The 20,990-nt window shown below is 42.7% G+C and carries 17 protein-coding genes; 6 read left to right on the top strand and 11 right to left on the bottom strand.

Going from position 1 to position 20,990, the window contains the following annotated elements; all coding sequences use genetic code 11:
- The first annotated feature begins 7 nt into the window (after positions 1-7).
- The 3 genes from MTBPR1_RS13535 (at position 8) to MTBPR1_RS13525 (ending at position 5,397) form a co-directional block, all read left to right on the top strand.
- Positions 8-3,079, top strand: a complete 3,072-nt coding sequence (locus MTBPR1_RS13535; protein WP_240492913.1) for an efflux RND transporter permease subunit — start codon at positions 8-10, stop codon at positions 3,077-3,079.
- Positions 3,080-3,222: 143 nt separating this feature from the next.
- Complete coding sequence (locus tag MTBPR1_RS13530) at positions 3,223-4,125, top strand: N-formylglutamate amidohydrolase (protein ID WP_240492912.1); 903 nt, start codon at positions 3,223-3,225, stop codon at positions 4,123-4,125.
- 312 nt (positions 4,126-4,437) lie between these two features.
- Positions 4,438-5,397 (top strand): transglycosylase SLT domain-containing protein, encoded by a 960-nt coding sequence (locus MTBPR1_RS13525; RefSeq protein WP_069189556.1) that lies wholly within the window; start codon positions 4,438-4,440, stop codon positions 5,395-5,397.
- 2 nt (positions 5,398-5,399) lie between these two features.
- On the opposite strand, the gene MTBPR1_RS13520 is transcribed toward MTBPR1_RS13525, so the two are convergent.
- Genes MTBPR1_RS13520 through MTBPR1_RS13505 form a run of 4 tightly spaced genes read right to left on the bottom strand, consistent with a single transcriptional unit; the run spans position 5,400 to position 8,548 of the window.
- Positions 5,400-6,095 carry a hypothetical protein gene (locus tag MTBPR1_RS13520; RefSeq protein WP_069189555.1) on the bottom strand — a complete coding sequence of 232 codons (696 nt, stop codon included), beginning with the start codon at positions 6,093-6,095 and terminating at the stop codon, positions 5,400-5,402.
- An 8-nt stretch (positions 6,096-6,103) separates the two neighbouring features.
- Positions 6,104-6,607 (bottom strand): YdcF family protein, encoded by a 504-nt coding sequence (locus MTBPR1_RS13515; RefSeq protein WP_069189554.1) that lies wholly within the window; start codon positions 6,605-6,607, stop codon positions 6,104-6,106.
- A complete protein-coding gene (locus MTBPR1_RS13510; protein WP_069189553.1) occupies positions 6,600-7,730 on the bottom strand; it encodes a CaiB/BaiF CoA transferase family protein in 1,131 nt (376 codons plus the stop codon). Before MTBPR1_RS13510 ends, MTBPR1_RS13515 begins: the two co-directional genes overlap by 8 nt.
- Before the next feature lie 2 nt (positions 7,731-7,732).
- Positions 7,733-8,548 (bottom strand): tetratricopeptide repeat protein, encoded by an 816-nt coding sequence (locus MTBPR1_RS13505; RefSeq protein ID WP_069189552.1) that lies wholly within the window; start codon positions 8,546-8,548, stop codon positions 7,733-7,735.
- A 143-nt stretch (positions 8,549-8,691) separates the two neighbouring features.
- Here MTBPR1_RS13505 and MTBPR1_RS13500 point away from each other — a divergent pair, with 143 nt between their 5' ends.
- Positions 8,692-10,374 carry a hypothetical protein gene (locus MTBPR1_RS13500; protein WP_069189551.1) on the top strand — a complete coding sequence of 561 codons (1,683 nt, stop codon included), beginning with the start codon at positions 8,692-8,694 and terminating at the stop codon, positions 10,372-10,374.
- A 597-nt stretch (positions 10,375-10,971) separates the two neighbouring features.
- Here MTBPR1_RS13500 and MTBPR1_RS13495 read toward each other — a convergent pair.
- The 7 genes from MTBPR1_RS13495 to MTBPR1_RS13465 form a co-directional block, all read right to left on the bottom strand.
- Entirely contained in the window at positions 10,972-11,280 is a 309-nt protein-coding gene (locus tag MTBPR1_RS13495; protein WP_069189550.1) for a DUF6626 family protein, read from the bottom strand.
- A gap of 145 nt (positions 11,281-11,425) precedes the next feature.
- A complete protein-coding gene (locus tag MTBPR1_RS13490) occupies positions 11,426-11,710 on the bottom strand; it encodes a hypothetical protein (protein WP_069189549.1) in 285 nt (94 codons plus the stop codon).
- 97 nt (positions 11,711-11,807) lie between these two features.
- Positions 11,808-14,513, bottom strand: a complete 2,706-nt coding sequence (locus MTBPR1_RS13485; protein WP_069189548.1) for a SpoIIE family protein phosphatase — start codon at positions 14,511-14,513, stop codon at positions 11,808-11,810.
- A gap of 546 nt (positions 14,514-15,059) precedes the next feature.
- Entirely contained in the window at positions 15,060-15,872 is an 813-nt protein-coding gene (locus tag MTBPR1_RS13480; RefSeq protein ID WP_069189547.1) for a substrate-binding periplasmic protein, read from the bottom strand.
- Between the two features lie 53 nt (positions 15,873-15,925).
- Entirely contained in the window at positions 15,926-16,474 is a 549-nt protein-coding gene (locus MTBPR1_RS13475) for a SiaB family protein kinase (RefSeq protein WP_069189546.1), read from the bottom strand.
- Between the two features lie 23 nt (positions 16,475-16,497).
- Positions 16,498-16,884, bottom strand: coding sequence for a DUF1987 domain-containing protein (locus tag MTBPR1_RS13470; protein ID WP_069189545.1), 387 nt, complete (start codon positions 16,882-16,884; stop codon positions 16,498-16,500).
- A 27-nt stretch (positions 16,885-16,911) separates the two neighbouring features.
- Complete coding sequence (locus MTBPR1_RS13465; protein WP_069189544.1) at positions 16,912-18,441, bottom strand: SpoIIE family protein phosphatase; 1,530 nt, start codon at positions 18,439-18,441, stop codon at positions 16,912-16,914.
- A gap of 71 nt (positions 18,442-18,512) precedes the next feature.
- Here MTBPR1_RS13465 and MTBPR1_RS13460 point away from each other — a divergent pair, with 71 nt between their 5' ends.
- Positions 18,513-19,280, top strand: a complete 768-nt coding sequence (locus MTBPR1_RS13460) for a substrate-binding periplasmic protein (protein WP_069189543.1) — start codon at positions 18,513-18,515, stop codon at positions 19,278-19,280.
- A 288-nt stretch (positions 19,281-19,568) separates the two neighbouring features.
- On the top strand, positions 19,569-20,135 hold the full coding sequence (locus MTBPR1_RS13455) for a tyrosine-type recombinase/integrase (protein ID WP_069189542.1): 567 nt from the start codon (positions 19,569-19,571) through the stop codon (positions 20,133-20,135).
- Positions 20,136-20,990 lie beyond the last annotated feature (855 nt).

The raw sequence follows: 20,990 nt of genomic DNA, 5'->3' as shown, positions 1-20,990 counted from the left end.
AGCGATCATGATGAATTTGACGCAATTCGCCATTAGCCGCAACGTGGTAAGCTGGATGGTTACCCTCTTGCTTCTTGGCGGGGGGATCCTGTCCTTTATGGGATTAGGCCGCTTGGAAGACCCTGAATTCACCATCAAAGAAGCTGTGGTGATGACTGCTTATCCCGGTGCTTCTGCCCAAGAGGTGGAAGAAGAAATCACCCTGCCCATTGAAAATGTGATCCAGCAGCTGCCCTATGTAGAAAATATTCGCTCCATTTCCTCAGCCGGCCTATCACAGGTCACGGTTGAGATGAAAAGCACCTATCGCAAGGACGATCTCGCCCAAATCTGGGATGAAATGCGCCGCAAAATTCGCGATATGGAAAGCAGCCTGCCAAGCAGCGCACGCGCGCCCATCATTAATGATGATTTTGGCGATGTCTATGGCGTGTTTATGGCTGTCACGGGTGATGGCTATTCCTATGAAGAACTGGCTGATTATGTTGATTACCTACGCCGTGAACTCATCCTTGTGGATGGTGTGGGCAAGGTTGCAGTTGGTGGGCGACGCACAGAACAAATCGTTTTAGAAGTGAACCGTGCAAAGCTCACCTCACTCAACATGTCGCTAACCAACCTACAATCTGTTTTACAAAACCAGAATATGGTCAGTAACGCCGGGCGCATTCGCGCAGGCAGTGAATATATCCGCATCAGCTCCACAGGCACCTATGATCAGGTGGAAGAGTTGAAAAACCTGATGCTTGGTCAGGCCAATGGGCAGATTATTTATCTAAGCGACGTTGCCAATATTTCGCGCACCTACGCCGACCCACCTTCGCAAGTCTATCGCTTTAATGGTGAGCGTGCGCTTACCCTTGGCATTTCCTTTGCCAGTGGCGTTAATGTGGTGGAAATCGGCAAAGCGGTTGAAGACCGCCTTGATGAGCTGGAATTTGCCCGCCCCTTGGGCATGGAAGCCAGCGTGATTTATGATCAACCGGGTCAGGTTGAAAAATCCGTTAGTGATTTTGTTGTCAGTCTTGGCCAAGCCATCGCCATTGTGGTGGTTGTGCTCTTGCTCACCATGGGTATGCGCTCAGGTATTTTGATGAGCTTGATCCTGTCACTGACCATTCTAGCCACCTTCATCGGTATGAAAATCTTTGGTATTGATCTCCATCGTATTTCCCTTGGGGCCTTGGTCATTGCCCTTGGTATGCTGGTTGATAATGCCATTGTCATTACGGAAGGGATTCTCATTGGGATAAAGCGCGGCTTAAGCAAGCTTGAAGCCGCCCAACAGATTATCTCCCAAACCGTTTGGCCTTTGCTGGGGGCAACCGTCATTGCCATTACCGCCTTTGCCCCCATTGGCCTCTCGCCTGATGCCTCTGGTGAATTTACCGGTGCGTTGTTCTGGGTGCTTTTAATCTCCCTTTTCATCAGCTGGATTATGGCGATTACGCTCACACCATTTTTCGCCAATTTGATGTTTAAGGAAAACAGCGAAGTTATTAGCCAAGAAGAAGAAAACGATCCTTATAAAGGTGCGCTTTATCAGGTCTATAAGGGCGTACTTCTTTTATGTTTGCGTTTTCGTTTTGTCACAGCCGGGGCTATGCTGGGCCTGCTTGGGCTTGCCATTGTCGGCTTTGGCTTTGTCAGTCAAGCCTTCTTCCCACCTTCAAACCTGCCTGTCATCACGGTGGATTACTGGTTGCCGGAAGGTTCTGACATTCGGGCCACCAGCCAGAATATGGCTGAGCTTGAAAAAACCTTCCTTGAGCGCGAAGAGATCAAGAATGTCACCACAACGGTTGGTCAAGGTGCCATGCGCTTTATGCTGACCTATAATGGGGAACGTAGCTACGCCAGCTTTGGGCAATTTATCATTGAAGTAAAAAGCGGTGACAAAGTTGCCGAGGTTCGAAAATGGGTGGATGAAACCATTGCTGAAAAAGCCCCACAGGCCTTTTCTAAATCTAACCGCATTTTCATTGGCCCTGCCAGTAAAGCAAAAATCGAGGCCCGCCTCACAGGCCCTGACCCTGCTGTCTTGCGCCAAATATCTGCCCAAGTCATCGGTCTCTTTATGGATGATCCCGATGCGATTAATGTGCGCCATGACTGGCGTGAACGCACCAAGGTCTTGCGCCCCCAATTTGCCGAGGCTGAAGCCCGCCGTTTAGGGATTTCAAAAACCGATCTGGATAATGCGCTCTCCATGAACGTCAATGGCGTTCAAGTTGGCCTGTTGCGCGATGGTTCCACCATGTTGCCCATCTTGCTGCAACCCCCCGCTTCTGAGCGCCGGGAAGTCAGCCAGCTTGGCAATGTACAGGTCTATAGTCCCGCGCTGAACCAATATGTCAATATTGATCAGGTGGTGCATAATATCGACCTACACTGGGAAGACCCGTTGATTATGCGCCGGGATCGTAAACGCACGGTGCAAGTCTGGGCTGATCCAAACCCTTATGGCGATACAAACTCCTTTGCCCTGTTTGAGCGCCTGCGCCCTCAAGTCGAGGCCATTGAGTTACCTGAAGGCTATGCCCTGAGCTGGGGCGGTGAATTTGAATCTCAGCAAAAAGCCAATAAGGCTGTGTTTGAATTTGTTCCCCTTGGTGTTCTGGTGATGATTGCTATTACAGTCTTGCTGTTTAATTCAGTAAAACAGACCCTTGTGGTCTGGTTGACCGTACCGCTTTCCATCATTGGGGTGACGTGTGGGCTCTTGCTGTTTAATCAGCCTTTCAGCTTTACCGCTATGCTTGGTTTCTTAAGCCTATCGGGCATGTTGTTGAAAAACAGTATCGTGCTGGTGGAAGAGATCAAGCGCCTGTTTGAAGAAGAAAACACCGGCTGGCATGATGCCATTACCCAAGCAGCTGTAAGCCGCCTGCGCCCTGTTGTGATGGCGGCGGTGACCACCGTGCTTGGCTTGATCCCGCTGCTGAGTGATGTGTTTTTTGCGCCACTGGCTGTGACCATCATGTTCGGGCTGGGCTTTGCCACGGTCCTCACCCTCATCATGGTGCCTGTCTTCTTTGCGCTGTTTTATGGTGTAAAATATCACCGTGGGGAGCTTTAAGAACACAATCACGAAATCAAAAGGGGCAGTCCTCATTTAACGAGACTGCCCCTTTTTTTTCTAAAAAAAGCCCTCCCCCTCTTGCGCCGCCATGACGGACAGGCTACCAACATATTCAAACTAAAGGGGATGGTAACAGGGTAATGGTCGCTTCAAACAACGAAGCCCAAAATCAAGATATGCATGAAGCATCACAAGTAGATGCTTCATATACTCTTTTGCGCCCTAAAAAACAGACCTCCCCCGTGGTCTATGCCTCACCCCACAGCGGGCGTTGCTACCCAAAAGATTTTGTAGAAAACTCACCACTAGACCCGATTGCGCTTCGCCGCTCTGAAGATGCTTTTGTGGATGAGCTTTATGAGGCTTGCGTTAAACAGGGCAGTCCCCTTTTAAAAGCGAACTACCCGCGGGCCTATCTAGATGTTAATCGCGAGCCTTACGAGCTTGACCCCGCCATGTTTGAGGACCCGCTGCCCTCTTATGTCAATATCGACTCGCCGCGCGCCCAAGCAGGCCTTGGCACCATTGCAAAAATGGTGACAAATGGGAATAACATTTATGCCCATAAGCTGAAGTTTGAAGAAGCTGATCAGCGCATCAAGAAAATCTATCATCCCTATCACAGTGCCTTGCGCCAGATGATTGAGCAAACCCATAAAGCCTATGGGGCCTGCCTGCTGATTGATTGTCACTCCATGCCCTCTGGCATCTCAAAGAGCGGATCACCCCCTCATGATTACGCCGATATCATCCTTGGGGATCGCTTTGGTTCATCTTGTGCATCTTGGATCACAGATCACTTACAAAACCTGTTAGAGGATGAAGGCTTTATCGTTAAGCGCAACCGCCCTTATGCTGGTGGCTTTACAACACAACATTATGGTCGCCCCGATCAACATATTCATACAGTGCAGATCGAGCTTAACCGTGCACTTTATATGGATGAAGCGACGATTTCTCCCAACGAGGGTTTTGAAAAAATCAAAAAACATTTAAATAATATCATCGCACAGCTGAGCATCATTGATGATGCTCTCTTATAATTAACTGAATTAAAGTTAATTAACGCTTACCCCTTATTTTCTGCTGAAAAAAAGAAAGGCCCAGCAAAAGCTGAGCCCGAAAAAGTTTGGGAGGAAACGTCCAAGAAAGGAAATAAACCTTCATATGGTTAAGAAGATTAATTCCTGAAACAGTATTAACCACAGTCAGTTTTACAAATCAACCATATTTTGATTATTTTTATATTTTCACTAAAATGTCACATTCTTTAAAACATAAGAGAGATCTGGCATACCGCTTGCTTATTAAGAGTTTGTAGTTTCAAACCTCTTTTGTTGATTGAAGACATAGCAATGCGTTTTATTTTATATGCCCTGATCGGTTTAACCTTAAGTGCCCCGGCATTTTCATATGTAAAACCCAACAAAAACATGGACTTGTGCAAAGGTGCAACCCATGCAGCAGAGCAACAGTTCAATATTCCGCAAAACCTGTTGCGTGCGATTTCTTTAACGGAGTCGGGGCGTTGGGTTGAGTCTGAGAAGGCAAATATTGCCTGGCCTTGGACGGTTGCGTCTGGTCGAGCAGGTGAATTTTTCCCTACCAAAGAACAAGCGATCCGTCATGTACGCGCCCTTCAGGCCAAAGGGATAAAAAACATTGATGTGGGGTGCATGCAAATTAACCTGCGCTATCACCCAGATGCGTTTGAAAATCTCAATGAAGCGTTTGACCCGCGCAGCAATGCACGCTACAGCGCCAAGTTCCTCTCAAAACTGTTTAAAAACACCAAATCTTGGACAAAAGCCGCCGGACATTACCATTCAACCGAGCCTACCAAGAATATGTATTATCGCGAAAAGGTGCTGTCTTATTGGAATTACGCCAATAAAGAGGCCCATGAAAGTCAGCAGGTGGCTCTACAAACACGCAAACCCAAGCGCCATGTGGAGAAATATGACCGCAACCGTATGGCTATGTTGAATAACAATTTCCAAAGCCGCCTTTCTAACCAAAGAAAAGCCATGACGCGCGCTGAGGAAATGTCCAACAAGATTTCTCAATATAGAAATTCGCGCCGTCTTTCAAATTTTGGCAAAGTCAATGTGGCGCGCCAGCAAGCTCTCTTGCGTCAAAAACAGAAAAAATCCTTAACCCTGCCCCCTGTCCAGCGCCGTGGTTTAAAGAAGTATGATTTCTCTCAACGACGTTCTGCACAGATGGAGAAATGGCGCAAAACCATTGCCAAGCCAGACCTGCTTTCAGCGCAAAAAAGCGGCATGACAACACCTAATAGTCTGTTATCTCAATAGGGTTAAGGCGCGTTAACCGCAACGTTATAAAGCTCTTCCCCATTGCGAAACATCAGCGCATCGGCTTGATCTTCAGGAAGATAACTTGCAAGTTTGCGCAAAGACTTGATGGTCCATTTATAATATTTCCACACCTTTTCCTCCCCAAAGGAAGAAAAGACAAGACGCCCGGGTGCAACTTCAAAAAGCTGACTTAAAAGCCCTGCCCCGCATTGCTTATTCGCCGCTTCAATATCCTGTTTGTTTAAACCAACCCATAGGTTTGGGTGATTTTTCACTAAACGCAGAATTGTTTTTTCATCAAAGCGCGTAATGCCTGAAAGCAAATAATTACGCTTGCGGTTTTCATCGAGCTCATCCCCAAAAAAGGCAAGATACTCAGCATTCATAGGTTCAGGCCAAATCACCGCCGCTGCATTGCTCCACGGCTGATCACCTTGTAAAACCAGATCGGGAAAGACCTGTTCCAAACTTGCAGGCTCATTGCCCTTTGTCATGTTTGGGTGGGGAAAGAGAACGGCCTTTTCAACGCCGCTTAACAAAGCATTATCCAGATAGGTTTCCATCTGATTTTCGCCAACAAATGCACCCGCATCAAAAATGAGCCCCTCAAATTCATGAATGGGGTCACAGGCCTGTGCTTTAGACAGGATGGAAACAGACAAAAGCGCCACGCTTGCCAGTTTAAGAAAAGACATATCACCGATTACTTATTTTTTTTATGATGCCCTCTTAATATCCTAAGCCCATTGTAAAGCAAAGCAGGAACCTCATAAATCAGTGAAAAAATGATGCTTGCTTTTGCTTTAGGCTCTTTATGGGCCTTTAAATAACGTGCCTTTAAACCAAGGGCTAAAAAAATCATCCGGGCGCGCAACAAATGGGTCGCATCACTCACCACCAAGACCTCATCCCAGCCCTGCTGCATGATAATTTCTTTGGCAAAGATGGCATTTTCCAAGGTGCTGCGTGATTGACCTTCTTGAAAAACAAGGGATTTTTCCATCCCTGCCCCATAGGCAATCTGCGCCATAATCACAGCTTCAGCCGTATCATGTTCAGCATGTGTCGCCCCACCACAACATAACAGGGCCGCTTGATATGTGCGGGCATAATCACAGCCGCTTAAGGTGCGTCGTATCATGGCAGGCGTTGGCTTTGCCTCTTTTGTCGAGGTGGCTCCAAGAACCACAACAACACAATTAACCATTTTCTGCAAACTCTTTACGAATTGCCTCACAATGGCTGCCAATCGCTGGGATTGCGCCATATGTATGATCGCGCCCTGTCATTTTTGCCGGTGGTGCGGGCAGCTCAATGGGGCCACTGGGGCTATCGACGGTAATTTTGCGCAAAGCCGGGTGTTTTGATAAACCCTCAACCCCATTGACCCGACCAAAAGCGATTTTGTTTTTAAGCAGCTTCTCACAAATCTCATCTGCTATATAACAGGCAAACACATCCTGCACGGCCTGATCCAGTGCTGCGCGATTGGCAACGCGAGAAACCCCGTCTTTAAACGGCCCTTCATTTGCCCAACTTTCTTGGTCCAAAATATCCTTGGCAAAACGCGCCCATTCACGCTCATTTTGAATGGAGATCACAACTTGCATGTCATCTTTCGTGCAAAAAGCACCATATGGCGCGATAGAAGGATGGCGAAGCCCCAAGCGCTCTGGCGCTTTACCTGCATACTCCTGATAAAGCAGCGGCACGGTCATCCAATCAGCCATTCCATCAAAGAGCGAGACACTCAGCCCACAGCCCTTACCCGTTACACCGCGCTGAATAATGGCTTCTAAAACAGACTGATAGGCATTCATCCCTGCTGCGATATCGCAAACTGATACCCCCACGCGCCCCGGTGCTTCTGGTACACCTGTTAGGGAACAAAGCCCCGTTTCAGCCTGTACCAAAAGGTCATAGGCTTTCATTTGTGAAGCAGGCCCCTCTTCACCATATCCGCTGATATCACAGGTGATTAAACGTGGGTATCGCGCACGTAAATCTTCTGAGCCAAAGCCTGCCCGTTTTGTCGCACCTGGGGCAAGGTTTTGGATAAACACATCGGCCTTGGCAAGAAGCCGCTCTAATAAAGCGCTGTCTTCTTTATCTTTAATATTCAGAACAAGGGACTCTTTCCCCTTGTTAAGCCAGACGAAATTGGCACTTTCGCCATGGACCACATAATCATAATGGCGCGCAAAATCCCCTTCTGCGCGCTCAATCTTAATCACGCGTGCGCCTGCATCACATAAGCGACCAGAACAATATGGCGCAGCAACAGCTTGTTCTAGGGCAACAACTAAAAGCCCGTCTAAAGGTTTGCTCAACGTTATTTCGTCCTATAATCAATCGGCCCGCTTATGTGGGTTCCGCCCATGGCATGGCACGCGCGCATGCGGGTGATAAAGGGTTTGCGATTGCGCGGGGTAACACATTCCACCAAGGTTTTGCTTTGTGCACCACGATTAAATAATTCTAATTGCTGGCGAAGTTCTTCTGCGCGTTGTTGTGCCAAGGCCACCTGTGATGGCCCCATAAAAGGGGCAATACGCTTTAACAGTTTTGCACTATCAGGATAGCCCTGTTTTTGTGCCAATGATACCCAAGCCCATGCCTGTACCAAGTCTGTGCGCGTACCAATACCACGGGTTAAAAGGTCACCATAACGGTGTTGGGCAGATGCGCATTCAAGGCGGGCAGCTTGTAAGATCAATTTAGCCCCGCCTGCTGGATTAGGTTTTGCGCCTTTGCCTTCAATCAACAGATTACCAAGTTTCACATATGCCAGTGCAATGCCTTGATCTGCGGCTTGACGATAGAGATGCCCGGCTGAGCGATAGGCCATGCGTTTTTCTTCAAAATGGGCACGAAACAGCAAATCTGCACTGGGAAGGGCCAATTTCTGTTCATCATAATCAAGCGAGGCTAATGGCTTCATGAATAAACAGTTATAATGCCACGGCATTTCCGGGGCCAACCACAACAAGCGATGGGAAATCCGTTCGCGATGATCCGGCCTGATTTCTTTTTCAGATACAATCTCGGGCAGGTTTGCAGGGGACGGTATGGCACATGCCCCCAAAATCATCATCGCTCCCAAAACAAACACCGTGCGCAACATGTCATGGCCTCTCAAAAATGACATTCAAATTCTTAAGCCTCTCATTTTATGGGTAATTTATAAAAGAACCCCTAACAAAAAGGTAAAAAACATAGCCCCCATTGGGTGACAGGTTGTAATGCGCCTGATATGGTAACCACAGAATAATAACAAAACAGGTAAATCAAGTGGCAGCTCAATTCATCATCCAGGTCAAAAATGGCAATCGCTGGAGCATGTACGCCAATAAAGACAATGAAAGTCAGGCGGTCAAACAGGCCCGCCAGCTTCTTAAGCAACAACAGGCTGATGAAGCTCAAGTCATCAAAAAAGGCGATGGCCCTGATGTCATTATCTTTGATGAAAACCAAAATTCTGTGCGTAAAAAAGCAGGATTAGGCCATATCAAGAGCTCCCCTGTCTTTAAAACCACAGATGACTTGTTTACACCTGCCAATGTTGAAATGCTCAACAAGATGCTGCGTGATTATTGTGAACAGATGGTCGTGAGCATGACAGAATTGCTCCATACCCAGCGTGCACTAGAAAAATTTCAAGATGACCCACTGGCTTCTTCTGCCTTTCACCACCTTGCAGAACTTCAGGCTGCTGCTGGAAAATTAAACGAGACTGAGCAACAAGGGCTTATCTTTGATTTCTTTTCTCAAGCTCAAGACAAAGCACGCAGAGCTGGCTTTGATGAAATCCCTGAAAAAGGCTTAAATGACTATCTTGCCCAAGCAGGCGACCTGAGCGACCCTGAGGTGCGCTACCGCGTCAATCTCTCCCTTGCACGAATTCTGACACGCGCGCCCTCATGGGAAAGCAAGATGACAGAGCTGTTTGCCTTGCTTGATGATGAAGTTCCGGTTGAAGAACTCCACGACAATACAAAGACCTTCTTAGATGGGCTTTTGTCAGAATGGTTCATGTATCAATTGGTCATTCAGGACATGTTAGGCACGCAGCCCGACCGCTATAACGCCATTGATGTGCTGACCAAACTCTGCATTGCAAAATATGAAGCGCGCAAATGGGATACGCCGGGTTTAAAAGGTGTTTCAGCCTTAATGTTGAAATTACCCATGGCAAAAACCCGTAGCAGACTTGCTAATCGCATTGAACAGATGTTGCGCGCCAGAACTGCGCTCACAAAAGGTGATGTTTTTGAAGAAAAACATGCCTTTAAACAGCTTTTGCCCTTATTCATTTCTAAAAGCGGAACTATTTTGGGCGGAGAAGGCATGGCAGAAGCCCTGACCATGTGCGGTACACGCAGTTTCAGCCGGGATAAAAACTTAGATAAACCCGGCGAGGCCATTGATTACATCATGGAAAACCTTGATGCACCGATCCTGCAACTGCGTTTTTTGATGACCCTGTCCAAATCACAATTTGGTAAGGACTGCTCACACATTGTCTGTGATTTCTTGCCGAAATTTATGGATGGGCCAGAACATGTCCATGACATCGTGCATTATAAATTGCCTTTAAAGCGCAAACTCAAAACCATCACGGATTTACAGAAATCCGCCATGAAGATCGAACTTCCGCAAAACACCCATGTCACCTTTGTGGAATGGCTTGATAACCTTCTTTATAACTACCTTGATGAAGAACGCATCATCGATAAAATGGATAGTCCGGAAGAAACTTTGTTTAACCGGGCAACTGCCCTGCTACAATTTTGCGCCTCAGGGATTCTCATTGAAGGTAAGACGTTAAATTGGGTGAGAGCGCGCGTACAGGAACATTTGCGCCAACCAAACTTCGTTGAAAAATTCACCGAAGAGGTGGAAACACCGAAAAAGAAAGAGCTGGTAATCACCCAACTACACGCCATGTTGAAAAAAGCGGGCTTACAGCAATAATCCCTCTTGCATTCAAAACAACTCAGCGATAATGTGTGCCCGCTTCATCAGTGAAGCACATAACTTTGTGCGGGCGTGGTGAAATCGGTAAACACAGCAGACTTAAAATTAATAAAATTAAACTAAGTCATTGAAAATAAATAATTATATATTTACGCACTGTTTACACATTCTAACATTCTAAGAAAATTTTTTACACACGGCGTCAAACTCGCAGAAAACCGCTATTTACCTGTGTAACATTTAGTCTGTGTGCTTCTCCTGAAAAACTTACTCTATTTCAGCTTATAAAGCTCCCCTGCATCCCCAAAATACATTTCACACACATTAGTGTATGAAAAAAATAACGCTTACTAGTGGGGCTCAAAGGCTTGCAGACAGTAAATCCATATAGATGCGACTAGATATAAAACATTGTGTCAGACACTCTGATAGTCACAATTGAAATTTCTAATTTCAACATCTTGATATTTATTTATCTGGAGGCAGGGAAAATCAGTCACTATTCGTATTATATTATAACTCCGCATCTATTCAAGGATAAGGAAAATACGACCGTAAATTCAATGAAATTCCAGAAAATGAAAAGTTGAAATTTCAACTAAACGAAATTGCTTCTGCAATCGTTCGTGCTTTGATGACGTTGTGGAGTTTTTGATCAAATGCTTCGATACTGTTTCCAATATCCTGCATTTCTTTAATTTGGCTTTGTTTATAAGCTGTTTGACGAAGTTGTAGGTTAGTTGATAGACGAATTAATGCATCAAAACTCGCATCGCGCCCCGTTAATTTTATCATATTGTAATAGCGTGCTGACTTATTCAGCCACTTAAGCGAAAAATCGCATTCGTTGTCTGCTAAATTGTTTGCGCGGGTAAATTCATAAATTTCTTTGACGATTTGCATCAATATTTCTCCTGTTCAGTTGCTAAATATATTTAGTGCTAAACTATTGTAAGGAGATCGATATGAAGATTTATGAATTGAATAAAATGTCTAAGGGTGAGTGGAAAACGTTAATTCGTTCTATGGTTCGCAAAAGCTGCCGAAATTAATTCCGCATTATTTTCTTAATGCGTTTCTGTGCCATATCTTTGATATGTTGCTTTGTTTCAAAGTCCAATTCTGCTTTTTCAATCTCAAGCATGAATTCATCTTTCAAGCGCTCAAGCTCTTCTGTTTTTGCTTCTATTTCAGCGAGCAGGTGAGATTGATTGCGGTTGATATATTCAAAATCCCCATACATCAAACGCCATAGGGCTGCATTTTGATCAGCTTCTTGGCGGAGATGTTTTTTTCTTTTTTGTCTATTTTTCGTAAGTTCATATGCACGCATTGCTAAATCCTCCTATAAGTATTTAGCAATTCCGTTTCTGCTTCCCAAATAGAAGCGGACTAAAATTATCTTGCTATAAGAAGACGGGTTTTGACCCTTATCGGACTTTAAAACCTAAAACAGATATGTCATCACGTCTAACTTCCTGACCTTGGTACTCACTTAGTGTTTTAAGGATGTTTGCTTTTTGCTCTGGCATTGATAAATGAGCTAATTCCAGCAAGATACTTCTAAACCGCTTCTTACTAAATCCGCGCCTTCGTTCTCCACCTACTTGGTCAATTAAACCATCAGAGGTCATGTAATATGCGTGTCCAGAAATCTTATTTACAATATGCTCTTTAAAACCCTGATCCTCAGAAATTTCAGCATACCCTAGTCCTTTTTTATCACCTTTGATTTCTTCAATAGATTTCCCATTGGATACAAATAAGGAAAAACGAGCACCAACAAATATCATTGGATTAGCATTATCGTTCGGTATGTAGCATGCACCAAGTTCCAATCCATCATCAGATTTAGCGTAATCGGTATGCTGATTTAAAGTCCGTTTAACAATCTGGTGCATACGTGTCACCAATGCTCCTAGCTTTCCAGCCTCGACTTCGTGACGTGCACGGTCCAAAGCACCAGTTGCAATTAAGGTTAAAAAGGCGCCAGGCACCCCATGGCCAGTACAATCTGCGTTTATAAATACATAACCATCCCCCCAACGACGGCACCAGTAAATATCACCACCAACAACATCTCGGGGCTCCCAGATAACAAAATAATCAGCGAAGACTTCTTCCAAACGGCTTACATCGGGCAAAATGGTTTGTTGAATATTGCTTGCATAGTGGACTGAGCTTGAAATAACAGAATAAGCATCATTAAGCTGTAGTTCTGCCTCACGTCGTTTAACTTCGACATATTCTTTACTTTGCTGCATTAAAACCAAGAGCCATGCAGCTACGAATAAAAGAAGAGCAAAGAGGTAAAAGATATTGAAATATGTATTCTTTACACTGATTAAATTAGACTTATCTAGCCCTTCAATTTGAACAATATAACTTGTCCATAAGAGAAAACTAGCGGTAAGCAGTAGACCTAAATAACTCGATAAAAAGTTAATGGCGATTGGTATTTTTGTTGACCCTTCCCATTCTTTCGATATGCCTTGGAGCCACCTTATAAGCCGTTCTTTTAGATCAAATTCTTTTTCAGTTTTGCAGACATCGTTGCATCGTCCCTCAACAGAGCAACAGACCGAGCAAATTGAGCCTGAAAGCCATGGGCATGTGGCCATATCGGCTGCATCAAAGTCATCATGGCATGATTTACAGGTGTGATGCCCTTCTTCAAGCACTTCCGCAGGGCGTGCGATATAGTATTTCCCCTTTGTTAGGATACATATCAACGGGGAAAGAGCTAAGGCGCTAAAAAGAGCAATGAGAGAAGAGAACGCCTGAAGCTCGGCACCAAATGTGCCAGAAAAAGCAACGATAGAAAGAATAGAGGCAATAAGGGTGCTGAGGCTACCCACTGGATTTATGTTAAAGAGATGGGCCCTTTTAAATTCAATAACAGGTGGGCTTAATTTGAGGGGTTTGTTGATAACAAGGTCTGCGAAAATTGAGGCGACCCAAGCAATGGCAACGTTTGAGTAAAGACCGAGTATTTTTTCTAATACCTCGAATACGCCCATCAGCATGAGCATCAAGGCAATTGCTATATTAAAGAGGACCCAAACAGCACGTCCTAAATGAGTATGCGTCGTCCTTGAGAAAAAATTAGACCATGCTAGCGAGCCTGCATATGCATTGGTCACATTGATTTTTATTTGAGAAATAATAACAAAAACAAAGCTAATAAGAAGTGCCATGTTAGGGTTATCCACGACATAGCTGAAAGCAGCAGTGTACATATGGATGGGTTCTTTAGCTTCGACGATTGATGCACCACCAATCAATACAATCGCAGCCAACAAGATACCGCCAATTTGTTTTAGAAACCCAAGGATTGCCCATCCAGGGCCAGCGAGAATGACCGCACTCCACCATTTTATACGATTTTCTTTAGTTTTATTGGGCATAAAACGCAGATAATCCGCTTGTTCTCCAATTTGTGCAATCAATGATAGCGATATGCCTAGAGCCGTACCGAAAGCATACCAAGAGAAGGCATTATCATTGCCTCCATCACCTGATATGTGAAGAAATACACTTAATACATCGGGTTCTTTATGAAAGATCGCGATGAAAGGAATAATCATCAATATCAACCATATAGGTTGAGTAAACATTTGAAGACGACTGATTGCTGTCATACCCAGAAACACAACTGGAACAATGATCAAAGAACAAAAGATATAACCAAGAGAGAGTGGCAACCCTGTATATAAATATATGGCTTGTGCCATAATTGCAGCTTCTAATGCGAAGAATATAAAACAGAAAGAAGCATATATCAGGGAGGTAACGGTTGAACCTAAATATCCAAACCCAGCGGCACGTGTGAGTAGATCAATATCAATATTGTGTCTTGCGACACGATAGCAAATTGGTGCTCCCATGATAAAAATAATGAGTGAAGCAACCAAAATGCCATAAAAGGCATTATAAAAGCCGTAACTTAAGGCAATACTGGCGCCAATAGCTTCTAATGCCAAAAAAGAAATACTGCCAATCGCGGTATTGGAAACGACAAATTCAGACCAAGTGCGAAACTTTGATGGGGAATAACGAAGTGAATAATCCTCAATAATTTCGTTATTCACGAAGTCATTGTATTCACGATTTTCCGGTTGATTTAACTCGCCCATAAATGACTATCAGCCCCTAAAATTTCCTCATAAGGTATATCGTATACTATTTTCGACCTTATCATAAAATTTAATTAGATAGTTCTATATTGTTGTCTGTTTATGGCTGAGGCTGTTGAAAAACTCGTCCAGTGAATAGCGTGAAATTTTCGCTATTTTAATTTTGCAACGGGCCTAATGTTTTATTTGGTGCATATGCCGCTATTTGCGGCTCCTGGACGATGTTTCGTCAGTTTTGATTAGCCCCTTCGTATCTAGAATGCATTACATGGCTCAGTGGGCAAGTGTTTTTGGTTAATTAACGTGTTTCAGAGTTTTTCAACAGCCTCGGCTATGAACGGTAGTTTGAAATTGATTTGGAGATGTCCGCTTTTCAATTCTATACGCAAACATCACATGAGATTGCGAGTCCACCCCACCCGGCAGCCTATGATTTCTCCTTAGCCTGAAAGATCTTTTCTTGATAACAAATGGCGGTGTTCTTCACGTATTCCCTTTCAGAGATATTTAACAAGATAGATCGAAGAAAAGAATAAATATTTGAGTTTAATTATTTTTTTGTGCAGCGTCAAAAACAGCTCGCTCATTTGACGTCATTTCATAGTCGACTCTGATATCGTGTTTTTTCATCAAACGATCATAAATTCCAGCTTTTTTAAGCTTTAGATATGCCGCGTTGTAACGTTCCTTAATCTCACGTCTTCGAGGATTATCGATGGCGATCGCTGGGGATGCGATATTGATTTGTAAGGCAGGCTGTAGCGTTACAAGCTCTTTCACAACTTCTGGAAAACTTGTCTCTGCTAATCCAATAATATGCGGGCTATTACTAACAATCCCGTCTAGGCGACCATGTTTCAGCATCGTTAGGAGTTTAAGGTCTGTTGTAGCTTCATAAAGATTGATTCTGTCACTGTGTGCACGAATACGCTCCAAGCCTCCTGCACCTTTTAAAAAGCCAACTCGTTTGCCCAAAAAAGCTTCTGGTTGGCCTGATGAAATTGCCTTGTTCTTAAGGGTGACAAAATTAATCCTATCAACTGTTGTTGGTAAAAAGTAATCGAACCAGCCATCACCTTCGCCACCTATCCAATAGCTACCTACAAAATCATATTTATGATTTTTCACACCGTCGAGACAACGCAGCCACGGGATGATATCAACCTTTGGCGTATAACCAGCCTCTGTAAGTATTTCAGAGAGAAGATCTGGTATAAAACCCTGGTTAGGTAGGTTTTTCCCACCTTGTTTACCCCAATTCAAATAGCATACAGAAATGGCTTCTTGCTCTTTAGCATGACTGCTTTTTGTGAATGAAACAAATAGTAGTAAAGTACATACAATAATTAAAAATCTCATTTTCACTGCTCTTTTAAGTCGAGAAATACGTATTGTTAAGCCAAAGCGGATGTTTATATGTAAGCTGTCAGTGTGAAGAAATGATTGTCATTTGTGGCTTCTTCAAAATGGAATTCAAAGCCATGCTTTGCACGACGCGCAATTTCAATAAAGCCTACGCCAGCCCCCTTACTTGTTTCGGGAACGTCCTTTTTTAAACATTCTTTAAAATGTTGCTTTAGTTCTTGTTGAGAAAGAGACTGAATATAACTTAAGCTATTACGTAATCTTTCTACATGTTCATCATGGACAAGGTTGCCACAAGCGACAAATTTGCGATTATCTTTCTCACCAATAGATAACGCCCCATACCTAAGGTCGATCTCTACAGGGTCTTTGTTATCAATTTGGTTTTTAGCAGAATAACGGATAACATTTTGGGTCATTTCAATAAAAATAGAAAAAAGGTCTCTTGAAGCTCTTTTATCTAATTCTTCCAACTCAATTTTATGACGAAGTGTCTTGCCAACACCCAATATCATTTCTTCTGACATGAAGCCTGTAAAACAAAATGTAATATCATTTTGCAACATATCGTCATGTAATCCTTTTAAGCTGAGCATTAAAATTACCTTTTCGTTACAGACTATGAACTGCCTAAATGTTTAATTTCAAAGTTTGCATTATCTACTTCTTCTCCAAACTCTTCGCCCATTTCTTCCATGCTTTCATCGTCTTCACGAACGCCCCAAAAGATGTTTACTGTTTTATTTTCAGCAATCTCATCCAGTTTAAACAGCATGTGCATGATACGTCGGGCAGATGAAGAATTAAAGTACATGAAATTAAGTTCAACTGTAATCATTGAACATTGGTCGTTGGATACTAAGGTATCAATCTTATCTTCTATTTGACTAAATAACTCAGCAGCTTCTTCTGAATATGCTTCACCTTCAATTGTGACTTTACCTGTTGAAAAATCAATATCAACCGAGGGGATATTGTCCGTGGCTTCTATTACAAAGTTTTCCATAACATACTCTTCTTATTAATTAATAAGTTAGTTTACCTTAAAACCGACTAAAGAGATATCATCTCTTCTCAATTCTGTGCCTTGATGATTTTTCAGTTCGGCACATAAAGATTGGGATTGCATGGATAAGGAGTTCGTTGAAATCCGGTTTAGAAAATCTTTAAAACGACGCTTCCCATACATTGTTCTTTTCGGTCCACCGATTTGATCCACAAAACCATCAGATGTCATATAGAAAATTTCATTACCTTCAATCGGTATTATATGTTTCTCATATAACTGGTCTTCTGAAATTTCAGGATAACCAATTCCCACTCTGGTGCCTTTAATTGTTGAGATTTCACCATTTTCTGATTTGTATAAATCTATTCGAGCACCAACAAAATGAAGATGTTTGCGATCATCCGGAATGAAGCATAAACCGAGTTCAACGCCATCATCTGTTTCTGCATTTTGACCGTCTTGAGACAGGGCGCGTCGCATTAAAATATGAATGCGTTGCATCAGGGCTGAATAATCACCAAGTTCTGTTTCGCTTTCAGCCCTATCCATTACACCTGCGCAGACAAGTGTCATGAGTGCTCCTGGCACTCCGTGACCGGTACAGTCTCCCAATATAATTAAATATCCCTTGCCCCAACGTCGGCACCAGTAGAAGTCTCCTCCGACTAAATCGCGAGGTTCCCAAATAATAAAGTGATCTTGGGTAGCCGAATTTAACATTTCTTTTGAAGGTAAAATGGATCGTTGGATGCGACTGGCGTATTTTATCCCTGCATGAACCTCAGCTGTTCGCTGATTAACAAGGTCTTCCAGGTGGTCTTGATATTGTTCAATTTGGTTACGATCATTGGTTTGGCGGTCTTGCATTTGATTAAAAGCAGAAACGACATCACCAATTTCATCATTACTATGCCAATCAACATTTGACTGTTTCGTTAAATCATCTTTTTGAGTATCGATTGCTTTTTTTAATAATCCCAATGGGCGACCAATAAAAAGCCGGTTAGATAGTAAGGTTGCACCAATCAAAGCGAAGAGAAGAACAGCTGAAACAATAAGAGTAATTTTAAGTTTATTATAAAGTTCTTTAACAATATTTTGACCTGTAACAGTGACAACTAATTCACCAATTTTTCTATTATCTGCTTGTTCAACATAGACAATATCTTTTCTGATACGGTAACTTGGTTTTTCGGGCGCGTTTTCATATTGACCATTCGCTATAACGATTTCACCAGTGTCATTATAGATAACAGCATCCTTGATAATCGGCAATTTTGTCATTTGCTGTATTGCAGCAGCAACGCTTTCATCATCATATTCCCAGAGAAACTGTGCCAAGCTTGAACTTTGCACCGTTGCTAGGTTTTCTAATCGATTTAGAAGTTCACGTTCTTGTTCTTTATAATGATACCATGACTGTACGCTGAACACACAAATTTCAGCGATTAAAACTAAGGGGATAAAGATTGATAAGGTTTTTACGGTCAGGGAACGAAACATAATATAAAAATAGTTTTCCTGCTTAATCTCATTGATGCATACTATATTCATAGCTACGATTTATTGGCAATTAGTCTTTTAAGTTAAAAGACTTTTTGGCCGTGTCATTTGGGAGATATTCTATGAAGCTGAGATATTTAATTGCTGTTGCATCAGCATTTTTATGGAATAGCGCATCCAGCGTTCCAGTGAATGCCGAAGATGTTGTAACTGTTGGCTTTAAAGGAGCAAAACCGCCCTATATTCTTGCGGTTAAGCCATATAGTGAAAAAGACTTCGATTTATCAAGACAACTTGGCATTGAAGTGGATCTTTTTCGAGAGGCTTTTGCCACAGTCGGTAAAAAAATCAAACCTGTTTATATGAACTTTAAACGGATGCCTGCTGAAATTACCGCAGGCAATATCGATGCGGCATCAATTTTACCAAATGATGTGGATGGGGCTTTTTATGTATCTGAATACCTTAGTTTAACAGATTCATATATTTCTCTTGATAACGGAAATGACAAAATTGAGACATTCAATGATTTAAAAGGGAAACGTGTCCTTGCATTTCAAAATGCACAAAAATTCCTCCCGGAAGAATACCAGACAGCTATTAAAGGTGCCAAATCTTACAGAGAGATTGCGGATCAAGAAAAACAGGTAAAAAGTCTTGTGTCCGATAGAGCAGATGTCTTGATAATGGACGTTTCAATTTTTAAATATTTAGTCAAAAAACACGCTAAAGAAGGGCAGGCATTTAGATATTCCCCTTTGTTTGAGAAACCAATGCATTTCCCAGCAGGCTTTGCAACAAGCGAGCTTATGAAAGAGTTCGAAATGGGCTTAAATCAATTGAAAAAAACTGGACGATATGAAGAGATATATCAGGCGTATACAGAATGATTGAAACTAAATAGTTTCCCGTACGGATAGCTATGTACTCTGTATTTTTCAGCTTATGTCGCAGGGATATAAACGCTTCCCCTTTTGGCTAATAAGCGAAGAATGAAGATTATAAAAGTATGTCTGCTTTGTTCATTTAAGCAGAAACTCAGAATGTCATATTCCAACTGATCTATTACATTCTGGCTACAACCCGCAGAAACGCTGACACTCAATGAAGCCTTGTGGTCTGGGCTCAACGGAAACATAATAAATTGTTAGATAAAACAATGATTTATGAGGTTTGTGATGAAACAGGCAAAAGTTATTTCCCCAACAGAGATGAAACGTTTGTTAGCTGTTGTGGACGCAGGGAAACATGCAGCACGTAATCGCATCGCAATCATGCTGTCATATTATGCTGGTTTGCGTGTAGGTGAGATTGCAGCGTTGAAAGTTTCCGATGTATTTGATGCTGATCTAAACCCAAAAGATCAAATCCAGCTTAAAGCTGCTTATACGAAGGGGAATAAAGCCCGTGTTGTATTTGTAAGCGATAAGCTCAAACGTGAGATTAAAAACTATTTGAAAACGCTGTCAGCAATCAAAGCAGATAAACCATTCCTTCTCACACAAAAGAACACAGCTTTTTCCCCAAACACGCTGTGTCAGCTATTTGGTCGTCTTTATCAAGAGGCAGGCATTGATGGTGCCACGAGCCACAGCGGTAGACGTTCATTTATCACCAAGCTTGCGCATAGTGGCATTAGCCCGAAAGTGATCATGACTCTTGCTGGTCATCAACACTTAACGACGACACAACGCTATATCGACGTAAACGACGATATGATGCGCGAAGCTGTCGAGGTGGTTTAATTTTGTTAATCGATTAAAAAACCGAAATGTATAGTTTTTTCATTATTGCAATTGCAACAATGAAAAACAGTCATTTTCGAAAAGTTGAAATTTCAACTAAAGAAAAATAAGTTGCTTAAGCAACGCTATTTTCTGAAATGCTCTATTTGAATTTTGTAATCAAGTCCTTGGATTTGTTATAATAATGATAGTTAAATTATGCCACATGACGAAGCTGCAAAGCAGTTAGCATAAATAAAATTATAGCGTTCTCACTCACACTGTCCCCGGGACTTAGACCGGAGAGGGTATATAAAATATCTGGATATAAGCTTAACGCAAGCGCCTTGGAAGGGACCGATTGTTTACCCGCAATTGCACGAAGCCAAGTAAAATAAAAATGCCCGCAAGCTTTGGAAGATGACAGCATCTTCGCTAACATGGTTTGTTTGAAAAGAAGAACTGGTGGTTGATTACTGCTGTAGCTCAGTATCTTTGTGTAATTCGATCTGCACATTGATGACACCGTCCGAAAGCGTAAGCTTGGGGATTAGGGGATGGCAAGAAACACACGGACTGCTTGCTGTTAATTACCCCTGTTTCGAAAACACTCAACACTCAGATAATGTGTTTATTCCTCCTCTGTAATTGTATTTTAGCTGTTACAGGGGGGGTAATAAAATCTAACATCTTGATAATATTAATTCATATAAATGAGATGTTTTCTTCTCACTTAATCTTTTCAAATAATTTGCGTTTTGAAATTACAAACGGAATGAAATGGAGTTTGTTTTTCAAAAGCGCATTGTTGCGCTGTAGGCGGAACAACTAAAATTCCTGTTACTCATAGAAACAGCTCAGTTAATACCAAGCTGT

Origin of the sequence: Candidatus Terasakiella magnetica, from assembly GCF_900093605.1 — a bacterium.
GTDB lineage: Bacteria > Pseudomonadota > Alphaproteobacteria > Rhodospirillales > Terasakiellaceae > Terasakiella > Terasakiella magnetica.
Note: the sequence above shows the minus strand (reverse complement) of the source record. Positions and strands in the feature narration are given on the sequence as shown.

What these genes read in the sequence shown, in the direction of transcription:
- MTBPR1_RS13525 (WP_069189556.1), top strand. Translation starts at nt 4,438, where the DNA reads ATGCGTTTTATTTTATATGCCCTGATCGGTTTAACCTTAAGTGCCCCG.
- MTBPR1_RS13485 (WP_069189548.1), bottom strand. Translation starts at nt 14,513, where the DNA reads ATGGGCGAGTTAAATCAACCGGAAAATCGTGAATACAATGACTTCGTG.
- MTBPR1_RS13535 (WP_240492913.1), top strand. Translation starts at nt 8, where the DNA reads ATGATGAATTTGACGCAATTCGCCATTAGCCGCAACGTGGTAAGCTGG.
- MTBPR1_RS13520 (WP_069189555.1), bottom strand. Translation starts at nt 6,095, where the DNA reads ATGTCTTTTCTTAAACTGGCAAGCGTGGCGCTTTTGTCTGTTTCCATC.
- MTBPR1_RS13455 (WP_069189542.1), top strand. Translation starts at nt 19,569, where the DNA reads ATGAAACAGGCAAAAGTTATTTCCCCAACAGAGATGAAACGTTTGTTA.
- MTBPR1_RS13470 (WP_069189545.1), bottom strand. Translation starts at nt 16,884, where the DNA reads ATGGAAAACTTTGTAATAGAAGCCACGGACAATATCCCCTCGGTTGAT.
- MTBPR1_RS13465 (WP_069189544.1), bottom strand. Translation starts at nt 18,441, where the DNA reads ATGAATATAGTATGCATCAATGAGATTAAGCAGGAAAACTATTTTTAT.
- MTBPR1_RS13475 (WP_069189546.1), bottom strand. Translation starts at nt 16,474, where the DNA reads ATGCTCAGCTTAAAAGGATTACATGACGATATGTTGCAAAATGATATT.
- MTBPR1_RS13515 (WP_069189554.1), bottom strand. Translation starts at nt 6,607, where the DNA reads ATGGTTAATTGTGTTGTTGTGGTTCTTGGAGCCACCTCGACAAAAGAG.
- MTBPR1_RS13530 (WP_240492912.1), top strand. Translation starts at nt 3,223, where the DNA reads ATGGTCGCTTCAAACAACGAAGCCCAAAATCAAGATATGCATGAAGCA.
- MTBPR1_RS13480 (WP_069189547.1), bottom strand. Translation starts at nt 15,872, where the DNA reads ATGAGATTTTTAATTATTGTATGTACTTTACTACTATTTGTTTCATTC.
- MTBPR1_RS13490 (WP_069189549.1), bottom strand. Translation starts at nt 11,710, where the DNA reads ATGCGTGCATATGAACTTACGAAAAATAGACAAAAAAGAAAAAAACAT.
- MTBPR1_RS13505 (WP_069189552.1), bottom strand. Translation starts at nt 8,548, where the DNA reads ATGTCATTTTTGAGAGGCCATGACATGTTGCGCACGGTGTTTGTTTTG.
- MTBPR1_RS13460 (WP_069189543.1), top strand. Translation starts at nt 18,513, where the DNA reads ATGAAGCTGAGATATTTAATTGCTGTTGCATCAGCATTTTTATGGAAT.
- MTBPR1_RS13495 (WP_069189550.1), bottom strand. Translation starts at nt 11,280, where the DNA reads ATGCAAATCGTCAAAGAAATTTATGAATTTACCCGCGCAAACAATTTA.